This window comes from Citrobacter sp. On2M (assembly GCF_018035235.1).
Taxonomy (GTDB): domain Bacteria; phylum Pseudomonadota; class Gammaproteobacteria; order Enterobacterales; family Enterobacteriaceae; genus Citrobacter; species Citrobacter meridianamericanus.
The window spans coordinates 702,668-721,342 of record NZ_WPCV01000002.1 but is presented as its reverse complement, the minus strand read 5'-3'; the positions used below and the strand labels follow the sequence as shown (position 1 = coordinate 721,342).

The window sequence follows — 18,675 nt, the reverse complement described above, 5'->3', positions numbered from 1 at the left end:
GAATTTTCAACCACGGTACATGCGATGGGAAAGGCCTGGACTTGTTCAAACACCTCAAGATGGTGCAGGGAAAAGGTCGTGATAAACAAGATATCAAAAGGCTGAGTAAGCAGTTCTTCGAAGGATGTGCAACGCGTCACGCCTGCAGGCTGTTTAGTGGAGCGAACATCAAAACCCGCTCAGCGTAGTGAATCACTAAAGAGGTTATGTAATGCAGGCAAGTATGCCGTTTCAACGACTGCGCCAAGGCCAACAAACCCAAACAGCATGTTCTTACCTCGAAAATTAAATGGCCGGGACACAACGTCTGCCCCGGCACAAACGAGGTGGTATCAGGCGCTGGTCACCGGTTTAGTTTGCGTATTTTCCAGCATGCGACGAATCGGAACAATGAGGACGATCAGTACTGCAGCGCAGATCAGCAGCGCAATCGAACAGCGCGCGAAGAGATCCGGCAGCATATCCAGTTGGTCAGCCTTCACATGACCACCAATCAGACCCGCGGCCAGGTTACCCAGCGCACTGGCGCAGAACCACAGACCCATCATCTGCCCACGCATTCTTTCCGGTGCCAACAGCGTCATGGTTGCCAGACCAATCGGACTCAGACACAGTTCGCCAAGCGTAAGCATCAGAATACTGCCCACCAGCCAGAATGGTGAAACGCCTGCCCCGCCGTTGCTCAGCACGTTTTGCGCCGCCAGCATCATCAGACCAAAACCTGCCGCTGCACACAGAATACCGATAACAAATTTGGTGATGCTGCTCGGACGAATGTTCATGCTCGCCAGCTTCGGCCACGCCCAGCTAAACACAGGTGCCAGCAGAATGATAAACAGCGCGTTGATTGACTGGAACCAAACCGCCGGGATTTCAAAATCACCGATCATACGATTAGTGTAGTCATTGGCGAACAGGTTAAACGAGGTTGGTTTTTGCTCAAACGCCGACCAGAAGAACGCGGCGGAGACCAGCAGGATAAAACAAACCAGCAGTCTGGCGCGCTCTTTACGATTCAGACCAGCAAAGATAAACAGGTAGATGAAGTAGAGAGCAACGGATGCGGCGATCACGTACACCAGCATGCTGGCAACCGCGACCGGGTTTATCACAATCACGCCCTGCGCAATCAGCGTAACGATAACCACCACGCCGACGGCCAGCGCCAGCAGCCACGCGCCCACGCCGTTACGTTTCACAACAGGACTATTCCAGGTGGAATCCAGACCGACTTCGCTATCGTAGCGCTTCATCGACGGAACGGCAAAAACACGGAAAATAATCAGCGCGACCAGCATCCCGATGCCACCAATACCAAAACCCCAGTGCCAGCCGTGGGTTTTAATCAGCCAGCCGGAGATCAGCGGCGCGATGAACGACCCCATGTTGATGCCCATGTAGAACAGCGAGAAACCGCCGTCGCGGCGCGCATCGCCTTTTTTATACAGCGTGCCTACCATGACCGAAATACAGGTCTTAAACAGACCGGAGCCGAGCACGATAAACATCAGGCCGATAAAAAACAGGTTGTTCCCCATGATGGCCGAGAGCGCAATCGACAGATGGCCGAGCGCAATCAGAATGGAACCGTACCACACTGCTTTTTGCTGACCGAGCCAGTTATCCGCCAACCAGCCGCCCGGCAGCGCGGCGAGGTACATCGTACCGGCAAAGATACCCACGATCGCCGAGGCGTTTTCACGCGCCAGCCCCATGCCGCCGTCATAAACGGTAGCCGCCATAAACAGGATCAGTAACGGGCGAATGCCATAAAACGAGAAACGCTCCCACATCTCTGTGAAGAACAGCGAGCCGAGCGGATAAGGATGGCCGAAGAAAGTTCGGCTTTCTTTTTGATTAACAGAGGATTGCATAATTCTCCCGAAAGTTATGTCGTCGTGCGTGTAGACACCGCGATGTACGCCAGTCAGTTACGTATCTGACCGATTTTTTACATGCGGCGAAAATTTATTTAACCATTTGATAACCTAAGACTAGTTTTGTCTAGTACCAGACCCCGGACTTTAAGATGAAAACTCGACAAATGTCTACTTTCTTAGATTTAAACTTGGTAAAAAACGAATAGTAATTGACATCGCACGGGTTGAGGCTGGCGATGAATTAACGAAAAAAACCCGCGACAAGCGCGGGTTTTTATCAGCATCAAGCAACGATCACTTGCTTTTTTTAATATGCTTAATCAAACGCTTACGTTTACGCATCTGAGTGGGAGTCAACGTATTGCGTTTGTTAGCAAACGGGTTTTCTCCTTCTTTAAACTGAATGCGGATCGGCGTCCCCATCACGTTCAAAGATTTACGGAAATAGTTCATCAGATAGCGCTTGTACGAATCCGGCAGGTCTTTAACCTGATTGCCGTGGATCACCACGATTGGCGGGTTATAACCACCGGCGTGAGCATATTTCAGCTTAACGCGACGACCACGCACCAGCGGCGGCTGATGATCTTCTACCGCCATGGTCATGATGCGAGTCAGCATCGCGGTGCTAACGCGGCGGGTGGAGCTGTCGTACGCTTCACGGACCGATTCAAACAGATTACCGACACCGCTGCCGTGCAGCGCAGAGATAAAGTGTACGCGCGCAAAATCAATAAAGCCCAGACGGAAGTCCAGCGTCTCTTTGACCTGCTCTTTCACTTCCTGTGTCAGGCCATCCCACTTATTGACTACGATAACGAGTGAGCGTCCACTATTGAGGATAAAGCCCAGCAGCGACAGGTCCTGATCGGAAATACCTTCGCGCGCGTCAATCACCAGCATCACCACGTTGGCGTCTTCAATCGCCTGCAGCGTTTTGATAACTGAAAATTTTTCTACCGCTTCGGTAATTTTGCCGCGCTTGCGCACGCCTGCGGTATCGATGAGCACATATTCGCGTTCATCACGCTGCATTGGGATATAAATACTGTCACGCGTGGTCCCCGGCATGTCGTAAACCACCACACGATCTTCGCCGAGAATACGGTTAGTAAGCGTGGACTTACCTACGTTCGGACGACCAACAATCGCCAGTTTGATCGGCAGATCCTGCGGGTTGAAATCGTCTTCAGGCTCTTCTTCGCCGTTTTCTTTGGCTTCCAGTTGCGCCCAATATTCCGCGTCTTCGTCCACTTCTTCCTGCGGAGCAACGTCATCCATCCACGGCAGCAGAACATGTTCCAGCAGGCTAAGAACGCCACGACCATGAGACGCCGCGATCGGATAAATTTCGCCCAACCCCAGTGAGTAAAAATCAACAACCGCCTGGTCAGGATCGAGTCCGTCAGTTTTGTTGGCGACCAGGAACGTCGGTTTCTGGCGCGAACGCAGATGCTTCGCAATAGCTTCATCTGCAGGCATCAGGCCAGCACGCGCATCCACCATGAACAGCACAACGTCCGCTTCCTCAATAGCCAACAGCGACTGTTCCGCCATACGAGTTTCAACACCGTCTTCGGTGCCATCAATACCGCCGGTATCAATACAGATAAACTCGCGGCCTTCAATTTCCGCACGACCGTACTTACGGTCACGAGTCAGACCCGGGAAATCCGCAACCAGCGCATCTCGGGTGCGAGTTAGACGGTTAAATAACGTGGATTTGCCAACGTTAGGGCGCCCGACAAGCGCGACCACAGGTACCATGTTTAAAGCCTCATTTAAAAAATCATCAGACAACGGGCGCATTTTGCGCCGTTGTTAAAAACAGTAAAACGGCCCCTGCATCCAGGAGCCGTTTTTCAAAGCGAGCGGCCGGGACGATTAACGCGTAATAGAGTACAGCGTACCGTCTTTCGCCTGGATCAGCAGTTTACCATCAGCAGAGACCGGCTCAGTCAGGAAACCAGAGCTGTCAACTTTCTGCTGGGCAACAAAACGGCCATCGTCAACGTTGATCCAGTGCAGGTAGCCTTCGCTATCACCCACAACCAGATTGCCGTTATACAATACCGGGGACGTCAGCAGACGGTGCAGCAGATCGCTTTGCGTCCACAGCGTCACGCCGCCGTCGGTGGTCAGCGCCAGTACGCGGTCGTTCTGGTCAACCAGGTAGATACGGTTACCGTCGACGATAAAATCATTCACCGAGCCCAGTTCACGTTTCCACATGATCTGACCGCTACGCAGATCCAGCGCCGTCAGGTTACCATTATAAGCCAGCGCGTAAACAACGCCATTGACGATAACCGGTGTGGTATCAACGTCGCTCAGACGATCGATTTCCGTTGGACCTGTCGCCTGCGAAATGCGTTGCTGCCAAATCATCTGGCCCTGCTGCATCAGCACGGCGCTTACGCGACCATTATCGCCACCGACAATGGCAGCGCCAAAAGCGGTCGCTGGCGCAGATTCTCCGCGCAGTGACAGAGAAGGCATATCGAGGTTAACGGTCCATTTGATGGCGCCGTCAGCTTCGTTCAAGGCTTGCAGTTGGCCGTTACTGGTGTGGATCAACACCATGCCATCGCTAACAACCGGACGAGACAGCGCTTCCCCGGCAACTTTCGTCTGCCATGCGGTGGTACCGTCGCTGGTGTTCAGCGCATAAACCTGCGCTTTCTCACTGCCGATATAAACATGCCCGCCGGATACGGTGACACCGCCAGAAAGCTGTGCTGATGCACGGGAGAACCATCCGTCTTTCTCACCCAGATTAACAGACCAGACTTCTTTACCGTCGTCTGCATTCAACGCTTTCACGACACCGGCGCGTGAAGCTGCATAGACAACATTATCCGCCAGCGCAGGATGAAGATTGGAATAGAAATCACCAATACCGTTGCCTACAGAGGTGCTCCATGCAGTGGACGGAGTAAACTGGTTTTCAACCACCGGTAATGGGGACATCTTAACGACATCTTCTTCGCCACTAAACAGTGAACAGCCGCTCAATAGGGTAACAGAAAGCAGCCCTGGCAGAAGTAATTTACGCAATTGCATCGGGTCCCTCTCAGATGGACAAATTATTGATTTTCATCTGCATCATTTCGCTCAGAGCAGGAGAGGCATCGCTTTTCACGCCCGCTTCCCATGCGCTACGCGCGCCTTGTTTGTCGCCTTTGCTCAGCAACGCTTCACCGCGTAGATCGGCAACAATGGCCGCCCACCCTTCACCCTTAATGGTGTCGAGCGTTTTCAGCGCGGTATCAGCCTGTTTAAGCTGAACCTGAACACGAGCCAGACGCAGGTTAATCACCGCTTTGAGATTTTCATCGCTGGTCGCAGCTAAGCCTTGTTGCAATTGGCTTGCAGCTTTCTCTAGTTCATTTTGGTCAACAAACTGTTGCGCCAGTTCCAGTGAAGCTAACGCGCCGTAAGTATTTTTGTTCTCTGCGGCAAATTTCTCTGCAGCAGGAATGCTATCCGGTTTACCCGCGCTAACCGCAGTCACCGTATTTTGATAAGCCAGAGAAGCAGAGCGTGCGGACTCTGTCTGATGGCTGGTCCAGTAACGCCAGCCAACCAGCGCGCCAACCCCTAAAATGATCCCAACAGCCAGCGCTTTGCCATTTTCAGCAAAGAAGCGTTTTACCGCATCAACCTGGTCGTTTTCGTTCTCGTAAATTTCCACGCTGTCCTTCTCCTTAGCCCAATAGAGTGCGCAAATGCGCGGCAACGCTATCCTGCGCTACTGCCGTTTGCTCACCAGAGCGCAAATCCTTCACTACAACAGTACCGTCAGCCACTTCGGACTCGCCCAGTACTAGTGCAACGCGGGCGCCCCACTTATCGGCGCGGGCAAACTGTTTCTTAAAGTTGCCGCCGCCGTGGTTTGTCATCAGTTTCACACCAGGAACTTCATCGCGCAGACGTTCTGCAAGTCGCATTGCCGCTGACTGCGTGTCTGCCCCTGAAGCGACCAGGTATATATCGACAACAGGATCTGCGTTAAATTCCGGATTAACTGCCTGAACTAACAAAACAAGTCGTTCAAGGCCCATAGCAAAGCCTACCGCCGGCGTTGCGCGGCCGCCAAGTTGCTCTACCAGACCGTCATAACGACCACCTGCACACACGGTACCTTGTGAGCCCAGGCTGGTGGTGACCCACTCAAATACGGTACGGTTGTAGTAATCAAGACCACGAACCAGACGCTGATTGACGGTGTAGGCAATACCTGCGGATTCCAGCAGTTTGCACAAGCCTGCAAAATGCTCGCGCGAGTCGTCATCCAGATAGTCGCCCAGCGCAGGCGCATCGTTGAGTAGTGCCTGTACTTCCGGGTTTTTGGAGTCGAGCACGCGCAACGGGTTGGTGTACATGCGGCGCTTACAGTCTTCGTCCAGTTTATCTTTATACTGTTCCAGATAAGCGACCAGCGCATCACGGTAGTTCGCACGTGCTTCAAGCGAACCAATGGAGTTCAGTTCAAGTCTCACATGCTGGGAAATACCCAGCGCACGCCACCAGCGGGCGGTCAGCAGAATGAGTTCAGCATCGATGTCCGGGCCTTGCAGGCCAAAAACTTCGCAACCCAACTGATGGAATTGACGATAGCGCCCTTTTTGCGGACGTTCGTGGCGGAACATCGGCCCGATATACCACAGACGCTGTTCCTGATTGTACAGGAGACCATGTTCGATGCCGGCGCGTACGCAGCCCGCAGTCCCTTCAGGACGCAACGTCAGGCTGTCGCCATTACGGTCCTCAAAGGTATACATCTCTTTTTCAACCACGTCGGTGACTTCACCAATCGCGCGTTTGAATAACGGGGTCTGCTCTACAATCGGCAAGCGGATTTCACTGTAACCATAGCTGCCGAGCACGTTTTTGAGAGTGCCTTCAATGCGCTGCCAGATGGCGGTTTCGCCAGGCAGATAATCGTTCATGCCGCGAATGGCTTGAATGTTTTTTGCCACGTTTATTCTCTTTATGAATATAAAAATGAAACCTCAGCGCTAACCCGAACAATGCGGGCGCCATGCGGGTTCAATCATACACGGGAAGCACGCCGCTTCCCATCACGTTGTTATTTTTCAAGCTGCTGCACGTCGATACGACGCGCTTCGTCCAGAATACTTGCTTTAGCACGAATGCGGGCTTCAAGCTGCGTAATCATGTCGTCGTTATCGAGTCTGTCCTTACGCACTCCGTCTTCATACAGACCGCTTTTCTTGTTACCGCCCGTCACGCCCAGCGTAGAAACCAGCGCTTCACCAGGGCCGTTTACCACGCAACCGATGATCGAAACATCCATTGGCGTAATGATATCTTCCAGGCGTTGCTCCAGCGCGTTCACCGTGCCGATAACGTCAAACTCCTGACGCGAGCAGGTTGGGCAAGCGATAAAGTTGATCCCGCGCGCACGAATGCGCAGCGATTTCAGGATGTCGAAGCCAACTTTGATCTCTTCCACCGGATCGGCAGCCAAAGAAACGCGCAGCGTATCGCCGATCCCTTCAGACAGCAGCAACCCTAAACCGATCGCGGATTTTACCGCCCCGCTGCGTGCACCACCGGCTTCGGTGATCCCCAGATGCAACGGCTGATCAATCTGTTTCGCCAGCAAGCGATAAGACTCTACGGCGAGGAAAACGTCAGACGCTTTAACGCTGACTTTGAATTGATCGAAGTTGAGGCGATCGAGGTGATCCACATGGCGCATAGCAGATTCCAGCAGCGCTTGCGGCGTCGGTTCTCCGTATTTTTCCTGCAGATCTTTTTCCAGCGAACCGGCATTAACGCCGATGCGGATCGGAATATTTTTATCACGAGCGCAGTCAACCACCATGCGAATGCGCTCTTCGTTGCCGATATTGCCTGGGTTAATACGCAGGCAATCAACGCCGTATTCCGCCACCTTCAGCGCGATACGATAGTCGAAGTGAATATCGGCAACCAGCGGGACGTTAACCTGCTGTTTGATAAGCTTGAACGCCTCTGCTGCATCCATTGTCGGTACAGAGACACGAACAATGTCTGCGCCTACGCGTTCCAACGCTTTAATCTGATTAACCGTTGCTTCCACATCTGTGGTACGCGTATTGGTCATCGACTGTACGGCGATGGGAGCGCCATCGCCGATCGGCACGTTCCCAACGTAAATTCGTGTCGATTTTCTACGTTGAATTGGAGCCTGGTTATGCATTAAAAAATCTCCCGCATTGCCGTCTGTTACTGAGCCGGTGATTGTTCGGCATTAACGGTCAGACGCGCAACCTGGTTAGTTCTGATAAAACGACTCAGGTCGACAGGTTTACCCTGGAACTGAATCTGCACTGCCGCCGGAGCGCCAATTTTCAGTTTGTACGGCGCCTGACCGGTCAGATTCAGATTGCCATCTTTACGTTGCATCCCGCTGAACAGTTTCTTACCGGTCGCATCGGTGACTTCCAGCCAGCAGTCGGCGGTAAAGTTCATTACCAGCGCGTTAGGATCGCCAGCCGGTGTTGTAACGCCCGCCTGGTCAGTCGGCAACGGTGCTGCGGCGGCCGGAGCGGTTGGCGCTGTGGTTGCGGTATCAACGTTAGCCTGAGAAGGTGCTACAACGGCGTTCTGTTGCGCATCAGCAGCCGGAGCCTGAGTCGCTGCGGCATCTTGTTGCGCTGGCGCCGCATCCGTTACCGCGCCATTTTCAGCTACCGACGTGGTATCCTGGCTTGCCGCAGCGCTGGTATCTAACGGTACATTCTGCGCCCCCTCTTTACCGGCATTCAACTCAGCGGAGGATTGATCGGCCATGGTGGTGATCTCTTCCTGCTGCGCTTTATGGTTCTGCCACCACCAGGCACCTGTCAGTCCGACAACGACAAACAGTACCAGCCAGGTAAAGGTCATTAACCAGCCGTCGCGTTTCTTACGACGCTTACCGAGCGAAAAGCTCTGCATCGGCGCGACTTTAGCAGGACGAATCGGAGCCTGTTTTTCCAGCCCTGGCAACAGTTCTTCTTCAGGAATATGCACCAGACGCGCATAAGAACGGATATACCCGCGCAGGAATGTTGAAGCGAGATCGGCTGGCGCCTTATCTTCTTCAATATCGCGTACCGTGGAGACCTTCAGGCAAAGTCGCTCCGCGACTGCCTGCTGGCTGAATCCGAGTTGTTCACGGGCATTGCGCAGACGAACGCCGGTGGAGAGTGCTTCATTTTTGTCGTGCGTGGCTTCAGTATTCATTCGCTACAGCTGCGTAATATTTGGGTTCTGATGCCGGCGAGCCATAATGCTCACCCACACCGCGAAACATCTGGTCAGTTAACCTTCGTCAGACAGTATAAAACCGTCAGACCATCAATGACAAAACAGCGTAAACCTGAGGGTTAAACGCTTGTTGCGCCGTTACATACTGCCTTAAAGTCGACAAAAACGCACCGTTATTATTGACCTGACGACAACAACAAGGAACCTCATCTGGCTTACGTTGCACTACGGTACATGAATTATACCGTAGTGCACTCAACATCAAACGGTCTTGATGTCGATAGCGTCGCCCTGCATACGCTTACGCAGAGTACGCTTGGTACGGTCGATAACGTCGCCCGCCAGCTGACCGCAGGCTGCATCAATGTCATCGCCACGTGTTTTACGCACGATGGTGGTGAAACCATAGCTCATCAACACTTTGGAGAAACGATCGATACGGCTGTTAGAGCTACGACCATACGGCGCGCCCGGGAACGGGTTCCACGGGATCAGGTTGATCTTACACGGCGTATCTTTCAGCAGTTCGGCCAACTGATGCGCGTGTTCAGTGCCATCATTGATGTGATCCAACATCACATATTCAATGGTTACACGACCCTGGTTAGCGTTGGATTTCTCCAGATAACGACGGACGGCGCCAAGGAACGTTTCGATATTGTACTTTTTGTTGATAGGCACAATTTCGTCACGAATTTCATCGTTCGGCGCATGCAGAGAAATCGCCAGCGCGACGTCGATCATATCGCCCAGCTTATCCAGCGCAGGCACAACGCCCGAGGTGGAGAGCGTAACGCGACGCTTGGACAGCCCGAAACCAAAGTCGTCCAGCATGATTTCCATCGCTGGCACCACGTTGGTCAGGTTGAGCAGAGGCTCGCCCATCCCCATCATCACCACGTTGGTGATAGGACGCACGCCCGTTGCTTTCACCGCGCCGACGATTTTCGCCGCACGCCAGACCTGACCAATGATTTCCGACACCCGCAGGTTACGGTTAAAGCCCTGTTGCGCTGTAGAGCAGAATTTACACTCTAATGCACAACCGACTTGTGAAGAAACACACAGGGTAGCGCGATCGTCTTCCGGGATATACACGGTTTCTACGCGTTGATCGCCAACCGCAATGGCCCATTTGATCGTACCGTCAGAGGAACGCTGCTCTTCCACCACTTCCGGGGCGCGAATTTCAGCCACTTCTTTCAGCTTGTTACGCAGCACTTTATTGATGTCAGTCATGTCATCAAAGTTGTCGCTGCAATAGTGATACATCCACTTCATGACCTGATCGGCACGAAACGGTTTTTCGCCCATTTCTTTGAAGAATTCGCGCATTTGCTGACGGTTCAGATCCAGCAGGTTAATTTTTCCATTTTTATTTGGAACCGCAGGAATGACGACTTCAGAGGTGTTAACTAATTCAGACATAATTTTTTCCGGCCTCGTTGTTACACGTTGTGGCCCGTGGAGGGTTAAAAAGAAACGCCCCGGCAAGCGATCTGCTCTTCCGGGGCGTTGCATTGTACAAAGTCTGGCGCAGGGATGCCACGTTTGCACGAAGCATTAGCGAAAATAATATGTAAATCGCTAATTCATCTCCAAAGGATTTCGCGTCGCAGGAAGGCGGCAAGTTCGAGCATCTCCGGGAGCATAGAAAACTATGTGACCGGAGTAAACGAACGCAGCCAACGCATCTGCGACGTGAAAGACGCGGGAGATTAGCGAGTACGAGGGCAAACCTCGCCTTCCCCAAAGAAATAGGCGATTTCGCGCGCCGCTGACTCAACGGAATCGGAACCGTGGGTACCGTTCTCAGTAAAGCTGTCAGCGTAATCTGCGCGCAGAGTGCCTGCCAGCGCATTTGCCGGGTTAGTTGCGCCCAGCAGATCGCGGTGGCGCTGTACGGCATTTTCGCTTTCCAGAACAGAAACAACGATCGGACCAGAGGTCATGAACTCAACCAGACCGTCAAAAAACGGCTTGCCATCATGCTCGGCGTAGAAGCCGCGCGCCTGCTCAACGGTCAGGTGCAGCATTTTAGTACCGACAATTTTGAACCCTGCAGCTTCAAAGCGCGCAAAGATGCTCCCAATAACGTTTTTTGCCACCGCGTTTGGTTTGATGATGGAAAAAGTACGTTCAATAGCCATGATTACCTCTGAAAAAGATGTTTTGTTGTGGTTTACCTGGCGCGGATTATAAAGAGCATCCTGGCAATTGACTATTGACGAAGATAACATTTCTTTAAAATAAGATGAATTTTAGCAACAAACAGTAACCAATTGGTCTACTGCAATGAAAATCTCACCGTCGCCACCTGTCCGGCATCATCCATCACCAGCAATTGATAATCCCCTTTGTTCGCCAACCGTAGCGTCAGGCGACGTCCTCGTTCATCCAGCCGTTCACCGTTAAGAAACCACCAACGTTCGCCTGTCCCGCCGCTGGTTTGTACCGGCAATGAGGCCTGCGCAGAACCGGGTAAACGCCTTACAATTGCGCCATCGCGAACGCCTGTCAACTGCAGCGGCAGTGAAACATCCTGTCCCAGTGGCGGACACGTGGCTGAGACCGGCGGTAGCCTTGCCCCACGTCGCTCTGACTCCGGTAACCACGGCTCCAGTGGCAAAGGCCAGACGATTAGCGTTTGCTCGTGCGCCTGCGGGCAATCCGCCGCCACACGTTGACCTTCATCGTCCAGCCAGACAGGGAAACGAATGCCACTCACTCCTTCCTGTTCGGGCAATAACAACGTTGGCGGCTGGCTATCGTCCAGTAGCCAGGTAGACAGACGGCGTCGGCAGTTGCTGTCACCGGGGGCAAGAGATTGCCCGCCCGGCCAGCACACCACACCGCGACTCACGGATTCAGGGCGTGGATCTTCCGGCTGATTTGTCCCGCGAGAGAGCAAAAGATTGTTGACCTGATTGAGCAACGGCACGGCACTGGCGAAACCAAACTGACCCACTACCGGCGTACCGTCGGGCCTGCCGGTCCAGATTCCAATCACATAACGAGCGTTAACGCCAATCGCCCATGCGTCGCGATAGCCATAGCTGGTGCCCGTTTTCCACGCCAGAGGGGCCACCCGGCTCAGCGCGTTATCCGGCAACGGCTGCCCTTCATCGGCCATAATGCGGCGAATAATCCACGCCGCGCCCGCCGACATCAGCGGACGCTCCAGCAGCGGATCGTCTGGCTGTAGGCGCAGTTTTCCCGCTTTCCCCTGGCGGGCAAAGGCGCTGTAAGCCGCTGCCATATCCTCAAGCTTTGCTCCCGCACCGCCCAAAATCAGCGACAGATTCGGTGCGGCCCCGGCGGGTAGATACAGCGATAAGCCAACGTTACGTAAGGATGCGGCAAAACGCTTCGGGCCATAGGCTTCGAGTACCTGCACAGCGGGTAAATTCAGCGAGCGCACCAACGCTTCACTCATACTCACCGGGCCATGAAAACCACTGTCAAAATTTCCTGGTCGATAATCCCCGGTTCGACGTGGTACATCCTGCAATAACGAAGCGGGATGGATGAGTCCGTCATCCAGCGCCAGACCATAAACAAACGGCTTTAGCACCGAGCCCGGCGAACGGATCGCATTCACCATATCCACATGACCAAAACGGGAGTCGTCATTCATATCTACCGACCCCACCCAGCCACGCACGCTCATATCGGTGTGATCGACCACGATCATCGCCAGCGAACTGCGCGCAGGTAAGCGTCCTTTCCAGTTTTGCGCCAGTTCTTCCAGTTGGCGCTGTAATCCGGCATCAAGGGTAGTCACGATTTTATCGCTTCGGCTTTTTCCCAGCACCATGCGCGAGAATAACGGCGCTAACTGCGGCATTTGTCTGGGCGCCAGCCAGACCGGTTCTTCGCGTGATTCCTGCACCTGCCTGACTGACCAAATGCCCTGCGTTGCCATGCGTTCCAGCACTTTATTGCGCGCCACTTCAGCACGGTCCGGCCAACGATCCGGTCGTAGGCGGCTCGGTGCCTGCGGCAGGACGGCCAGCAGCGCGGCATCGGAATAACTCAATTGTGCTGGCGATTTCCCCAGATAGGCCCAGCTTGCCGCCCCCACGCCCTGTAGCGTACCGCCAAACGGCGCACGGTTGAGATACAGCGTCAGGATGTCGCGCTTGGAGAGATGCCATTCCAGTTGCAATGCGCGCCAGAGTTGGCGGAACTTGCCGCCGAAGGTGCGGGGATGGGGATCGAGCAATCGTGCGACCTGCATGGTGAGCGTGCTGCCGCCAGAAACCACACGCCCAGAGGAGAGGTCCTGCCATGCCGCGCGCAGCACTGAAAAAGGATTAACGCCAGGATGTTTCCAGAACCAGCGGTCTTCGTAGTTGATTAACGCCTCGAGATACCGGGGTGACACTTCATCAATTGTCACCGGATAACGCCAGATGCCGTCTGCATCGGCGAAGCGCCAGAGCGGCGTACCATCATAGGCCACCACGACACGCGCCGGATCGACTTCGTGAAGCGGCAGCGGCCAGATTTTATCTGCCGCCCAAACCGCCACCACAAACAATAGCGTAGCGGCTACCAGCCAGTGCCAGCAGCCGCGCTTACCCAACACGCGCATCATTTACGGTCTGACAATCAAAAGTCCCTCTGTCGCACCGGTCGCGCGCCACTGCGGAACATACATTGATTCCACCTGTGGGACAGGAACCTGGTAGGTCCCCGGCGTTACCGCCCTCGCCAGATACACCAGCGTAACCGGTTGTCCTTCGTTAACTGCCACCGCGGCGACAAAGCGATCATCACGGAACTCAACATGCTGGATATCCGCCTGCTGCATCTGATTGAGCAGATTCGCCACTTCGCTGCCGCTATCCTGCAGGCTGGCGCTGCCGTTGGCCAGATTCTGGTTTTCAAGTTCCAGGCCCGCAGGCAGTAAGTCGACCACCAGCGCATCCGGTACGTTCTGACTGGCTTTCACCTCCAGCCAGACCAGCACCAGCTCGCCGCTGCGCAGAGAATCCAACGATTTGCTGTTCCCGTCGAGTCCCAGGATCTGACGCTCAATGTGCAGCACATTACTGGCAGGCGTCGGCGAGGTTTGCGGGTAACCACTCACATCCAAACGCAGCCACAGCGGCAGGCTACCTGTATTGGTCACGCTCAGCGTAGACAGCGCGTCGGCATCCAGATTACGCGTCTGTGATTTCTCTGCGGCTAACGGTTGTTCAGAGAATGACGTTTGCGCCTGCCATGAGCCAGGCAAGTCCTGCAACGTATGTGCGGCAAAGAACAGCGCATTATTTTCCTGAGTAGAGAGCCAGCGCTGCCCAAAGGCCTGTTCTGACAAGGTGTTCAGCAACGTATTCTGCACCTCAGGTTTAAGTTTGTTTTCTTCCAGCAATGCCAGCATCAGCGCGTTGTCGCGAAGTTGACTGCCGTAATCCGCCATCCACTGATGCGCATCGCGGCGTGGCGTATTCAACGCCAGCGTCAGCGCCTGTTCACTGCGGTTAGCATCGCCCATGTTTTTCAGCGCGATCCCCAATTGTAACAACGGTAAACCCGAAGCCGCCTGCGTACGACGCTCCCAGATTTCACGCAGCGCACCTAGCGGGGCTTTCTGCTGACGAGCCAGTACCAGCGCGGAGTAGGCCTGGACGGCAAACCGGCTCGCTGAAGCGTCGTCGGTATAACGAATCGACATCATGCCCGGATCCTGCAAGTAGCGCAGCAATCGCTCATTGCCCCGGTTAATGACCTCTGTCGGAACGCTATAGCCTTGTTCATTCGCCCGAACGAGGAAATCCATCACATACGCGGTCAACCAGTACTCTTCCGACCCGTTCTTATCCCACAGTGCGAAACCGCCGTTATCACGTTGCATTTGCAGTAAACGAGAGATACCAATCTCTATTGCCGCGCGGCGTTTTTCATCACTGTCGCCCGCGATACCTAATGCCTTCATCTGCGCGGCGTTGGTGTATAAAGACGGGAATAACCCGCTCGCCGTTTGCTCGAGGCAACCGTAAGGATAAGCTTTCAGTTCACGGATGTAGCGCGCCAGATTCAACGGCGGTTTACCGCTGAACAGCAGTTGTCCCTGCATCGTCGCTGGAGAGAAGCTCATCAGTTCTTCGCCCGGAAGCTGCCAGGTTGCACCCGGCTGAAGTGCGACACCGTTGTTGATGGTTTGCGCCGGGAACGCCGGACGCACGCCAATCTTCCACTGCTTATGCTGAACAGGCAGCGTTTCGCCCGGTAACGTCAGACCGCTAATCTGCGCCTGAATTTCGCCATCGCCAAAACCCTCTCGCGCACGTACCGGAACAAACAATGTTGTCCGTACGCCCGGTGCCAGATTTACCGGCGCGGGATCTTGCCCCATCAGCTCCAGTAAACCGCTGGCCACGAGCTTAATGTCCAGCGTTTGTGGTTTGTCAGTCAGGTTGGTCACGTCCATCGTCAGGCGCGACGTATCCCCCCCAGCCAGAAAGCGCGGCATGTTCAGTTCAGCAATCACCGGCGCGGCGACAATCACTTTGCTTTCACTGCTGCCAAAATCATCCGCCGTCCAGGCCTGCGCCATTACCCGCAGCTCGCCGTTGAAATCACCAATAGGTAACGTCACCGTACCTTCGCCCTGGTCGTTAAGCATGACTGGCAATGCCTGTTGCGCCACAATATTAACGTGATTGACTGGAGGTTTGCCGCCGCGTTTTAACTCATCGCCATCACCACCAAAGCGCAGCGCCGCCAAACGTCCTTGCCCTTCTATCACCTGGCCGTAAATATCATAAATATCCGCGCCATAGCGTTTTTGCCCGAAAAACGCCTGCCACGGATCCGGCGTGGCGTAATCGGTAATGTTCAATACCCCGCTGTCAACGGCAGAGACCAGTACGTTAACCTGTTTAGGCACGTCGCCATTTTTAACGCTGGCTTTAATCTTGACGGTCAACGGCTGATTTGGCCGTATTTTCGCCGGGCTTTCCAGCGCCAGCCCCAAACGACGGTTTTCATCACCTAACGGTAAATGCAGAAGGCCGACAGCCCTTTTGGGCGTTGCCGAGCGAGACTTATCGCCCGGACGAACCACCAGTGCGCTGAGATACAAATCGTGGCGGTTCCAGGTTTTATCGACCGGAATGGAGATATCAAGCCCCTCTGCCGGCACGTTTATCTCTTGCCACCATAGCGGGCCTTCGCTGGACTCCACCATCGCATAACCTTTGCCGGCGGCGGGTGCGGCAATGTGCAGCTTCATGGTATCACCGGGACGATAACTGGGTTTATCCAGTTTCAGGGTCACACGATCAGGACGCACTGACCCGCTGCCGTCGCTGTTATCCTGCCAGCTATAACCGGCCCAGAAGCGCACGCTGCTCACCGCATCATTCGGAGCTTTCACTTCCAGACGGTAAGCACCCCACTCAACCGGGAAGCTGACTTTACCGGTTTCATCGGCCTTAAGATCCAGGGTCTGCTCCCCCTCAATCAGATCTTTTTGATCGAACTGTGATTGCCACCCCTCGCCTTCAGACCAGTTCCAGTAATAATCACGACGTTCACGGATCAAGCGCACCTGCAAACCGGATACCGCTTTTTTCTCGCCTTGTGCGTTGGCATACACGATATCAAACGCGGCATTGCTGCCCTCATCAACGATGGGCTGATTCACGGTGGTATCGGTGCGGTAGTCATAAACGGCTTTCGCTGCAAACTGCGGACGAATACCCGGCAGCGTATCCGCAGGCCAGATGGCCTGTTCAACCCGACGCGTCACCGGGCGACCACCTGACTCCAGCAGGCTGGCTTGCAGAATGACCTGTAACGGGGAATGCGTCTCCTGCCACTGGCTGTTAGTGATTACTTCGCCGCGTCCGTGGTCATCCAGCGTGAGCTGAACTTCATCGAGGCTACGGGAAAGGTTTTCTTCAGCGATATTCCCAAACTGGAACCCCGGCAATGCCTGCACCGCATCCCGCAATGGTCGCAGATAAAGCTGTCCTTGCAGAGCATTGCCGTTGGCGGGCGCGCCATACAGGTAATAGCCCACCGCAGAGAACTTCACTTCATCAGTTGGCGCCACCGGCATCTTACTGGCGGTGAGGTTAAGCGCCATCCGCTCCGGCATAAAATCTTCGACATGGAAATCCCACATCCGTGACTGGTTGTCACCAGTATTGGCACGAATATGCCACATGCCGGTTGGTGCGCTGCTGTCCAGCGGCCAGCTAAAGCGGTACAAGCCGTTTTCCGGTTGGCTAACTACCGAGCGTAAAACCTGTCCGTCGGGTTTCACGACTTCCAGCTTCACCGGCTGGTCGGGTAACGTTTTGCCGTCGCTGTCACGCAGTAATCCGTTGAGGATCACCGTTTCGCCGGGGCGATAGAGGTCACGAGGACCAAACATAAAGAACTGTTTGCTGTATCCCGGCGCGCCAGCGATATCAAACTCAGCCAGATCTAACGCCGGGAGCTTCAGGTCCAGCAGCGTGGTTTGTCCGTCTTTGCGAGCCAGCAATAAGGCAGCGTCTTTATCATTCTCCAGCTTTACATGTCCTTGCGCATCGCTGGTCGCCTGCGCCAGCGTCTGCCCTTTTTCGTTGAGTAACGTGACCTCAATACCCTGCTGCGCAGCGCCATTTTCCAGACTCTGCGTAAAGACATCCAGTTGAGTGTGGTAACGGTGCACAGACACGCCAATATCACTGAGCGTAAACAGCGTAGCGGCATTGCTGTAGTTGTATTTTCCAGCCTGATTCATAACCGCAATGTAAACTCCCGCCTGCTGCAGCGGTTTGATATCGCTAAGCGGTAGCAGCAGTTTCTCGCGGGTGTTACGCGCAGGATTAAGGTCAAAGCGCCCGGTATAAACCAGTTCAGCCATCTTCAGCAGATTGTCAGACTCCCAGTTAGACAGCGAGTTGCGGTATTCCCACTGGCTGACAAACGCACCGAGCGACTCAGGCTTAACGCGAAAGAAGTTCACATCCACGCTATTAACGTTAAGGGCCATCACCGGCAGCCCTTCAATCACTTTGCCTGGCAGCAGCGAGCCACGACTGGCGAAGCCTACGCTTGGCTGGACATCGCGGGTGGTAATGTTTTTTTCATAGTCGATAGCGAACGTTGCTTTATTCAGCGCCAGCAACTCACGCTCGATGCTCACCACCAGTTCGCGATTAGGTTCGAGATGGCGTAAGCGTAGCTCTTTCAAATTTGGCGCCAGTTCCCAGGCTCCATCCACTTTGCCGCTTTTTTTATCAACCACGTGTAGTACGCGAGAAAAATCTTGTTCAGGATCGAGAGGAATAGAAAAAGTCAGCACCAGCGTCGCCGCACCATCCAACTGGACTTCTGAGGCATCCAGCAGCGTCAGCGGCTTGCCCTGGCTTTGCTGCATCAGCTTATGTAATTGCGCCGGATCTTTTGCCAACGTGGTCTGTGGGGCGGGCGTATCATTTTTTGCCGCCATCGACGGCTTATCGTTATTATCGCACCCCGCCAACGCCAACATCAGCAGACAGGCCACTACGTGTAATTGTTTCAT

11 protein-coding genes and 1 pseudogene are annotated in these 18,675 nt (G+C 54.2%); all 12 read right to left on the bottom strand.

The window, feature by feature from the left end:
• Window positions 1-5 precede the first annotated feature (5 nt).
• Window positions 6-269, bottom strand: a pseudogene (locus On2M_RS24180) (oxidoreductase); the annotation flags it as partial.
• Window positions 270-332: 63 nt separating this feature from the next.
• Window positions 333-1,874, bottom strand: coding sequence for a peptide MFS transporter (locus On2M_RS05545; protein ID WP_151217651.1), 1,542 nt, complete (start codon window positions 1,872-1,874; stop codon window positions 333-335).
• A gap of 300 nt (window positions 1,875-2,174) precedes the next feature.
• Window positions 2,175-3,647 carry a ribosome biogenesis GTPase Der gene (gene der, locus On2M_RS05540; RefSeq protein ID WP_079939511.1) on the bottom strand — a complete coding sequence of 491 codons (1,473 nt, stop codon included), beginning with the start codon at window positions 3,645-3,647 and terminating at the stop codon, window positions 2,175-2,177.
• A 117-nt stretch (window positions 3,648-3,764) separates the two neighbouring features.
• Window positions 3,765-4,943, bottom strand: coding sequence for an outer membrane protein assembly factor BamB (gene bamB / locus On2M_RS05535; RefSeq protein ID WP_151217652.1), 1,179 nt, complete (start codon window positions 4,941-4,943; stop codon window positions 3,765-3,767).
• A 10-nt stretch (window positions 4,944-4,953) separates the two neighbouring features.
• Window positions 4,954-5,574 (bottom strand): YfgM family protein, encoded by a 621-nt coding sequence (locus On2M_RS05530; protein ID WP_151217653.1) that lies wholly within the window; start codon window positions 5,572-5,574, stop codon window positions 4,954-4,956.
• Window positions 5,575-5,587: 13 nt separating this feature from the next.
• Window positions 5,588-6,862: a histidine--tRNA ligase gene (gene hisS / locus On2M_RS05525; RefSeq protein ID WP_151224082.1), complete on the bottom strand. Its 1,275-nt coding sequence runs from the start codon at window positions 6,860-6,862 to the stop codon at window positions 5,588-5,590.
• Between the two features lie 110 nt (window positions 6,863-6,972).
• Window positions 6,973-8,091, bottom strand: coding sequence for a flavodoxin-dependent (E)-4-hydroxy-3-methylbut-2-enyl-diphosphate synthase (gene ispG / locus On2M_RS05520; protein ID WP_016154000.1), 1,119 nt, complete (start codon window positions 8,089-8,091; stop codon window positions 6,973-6,975).
• Between the two features lie 26 nt (window positions 8,092-8,117).
• Complete coding sequence (gene rodZ, locus On2M_RS05515; RefSeq protein ID WP_151217655.1) at window positions 8,118-9,119, bottom strand: cytoskeleton protein RodZ; 1,002 nt, start codon at window positions 9,117-9,119, stop codon at window positions 8,118-8,120.
• A 285-nt stretch (window positions 9,120-9,404) separates the two neighbouring features.
• Window positions 9,405-10,571: a bifunctional tRNA (adenosine(37)-C2)-methyltransferase TrmG/ribosomal RNA large subunit methyltransferase RlmN gene (locus tag On2M_RS05510; RefSeq protein ID WP_003037713.1), complete on the bottom strand. Its 1,167-nt coding sequence runs from the start codon at window positions 10,569-10,571 to the stop codon at window positions 9,405-9,407.
• A 290-nt stretch (window positions 10,572-10,861) separates the two neighbouring features.
• Window positions 10,862-11,293: a nucleoside-diphosphate kinase gene (gene ndk / locus On2M_RS05505; protein ID WP_003037710.1), complete on the bottom strand. Its 432-nt coding sequence runs from the start codon at window positions 11,291-11,293 to the stop codon at window positions 10,862-10,864.
• A gap of 137 nt (window positions 11,294-11,430) precedes the next feature.
• On the bottom strand, window positions 11,431-13,743 hold the full coding sequence (gene pbpC / locus On2M_RS05500) for a peptidoglycan glycosyltransferase PbpC (protein ID WP_210904481.1): 2,313 nt from the start codon (window positions 13,741-13,743) through the stop codon (window positions 11,431-11,433).
• Window positions 13,744-18,675 carry an alpha-2-macroglobulin gene (locus On2M_RS05495; protein ID WP_210904480.1) on the bottom strand — a complete coding sequence of 1,644 codons (4,932 nt, stop codon included), beginning with the start codon at window positions 18,673-18,675 and terminating at the stop codon, window positions 13,744-13,746.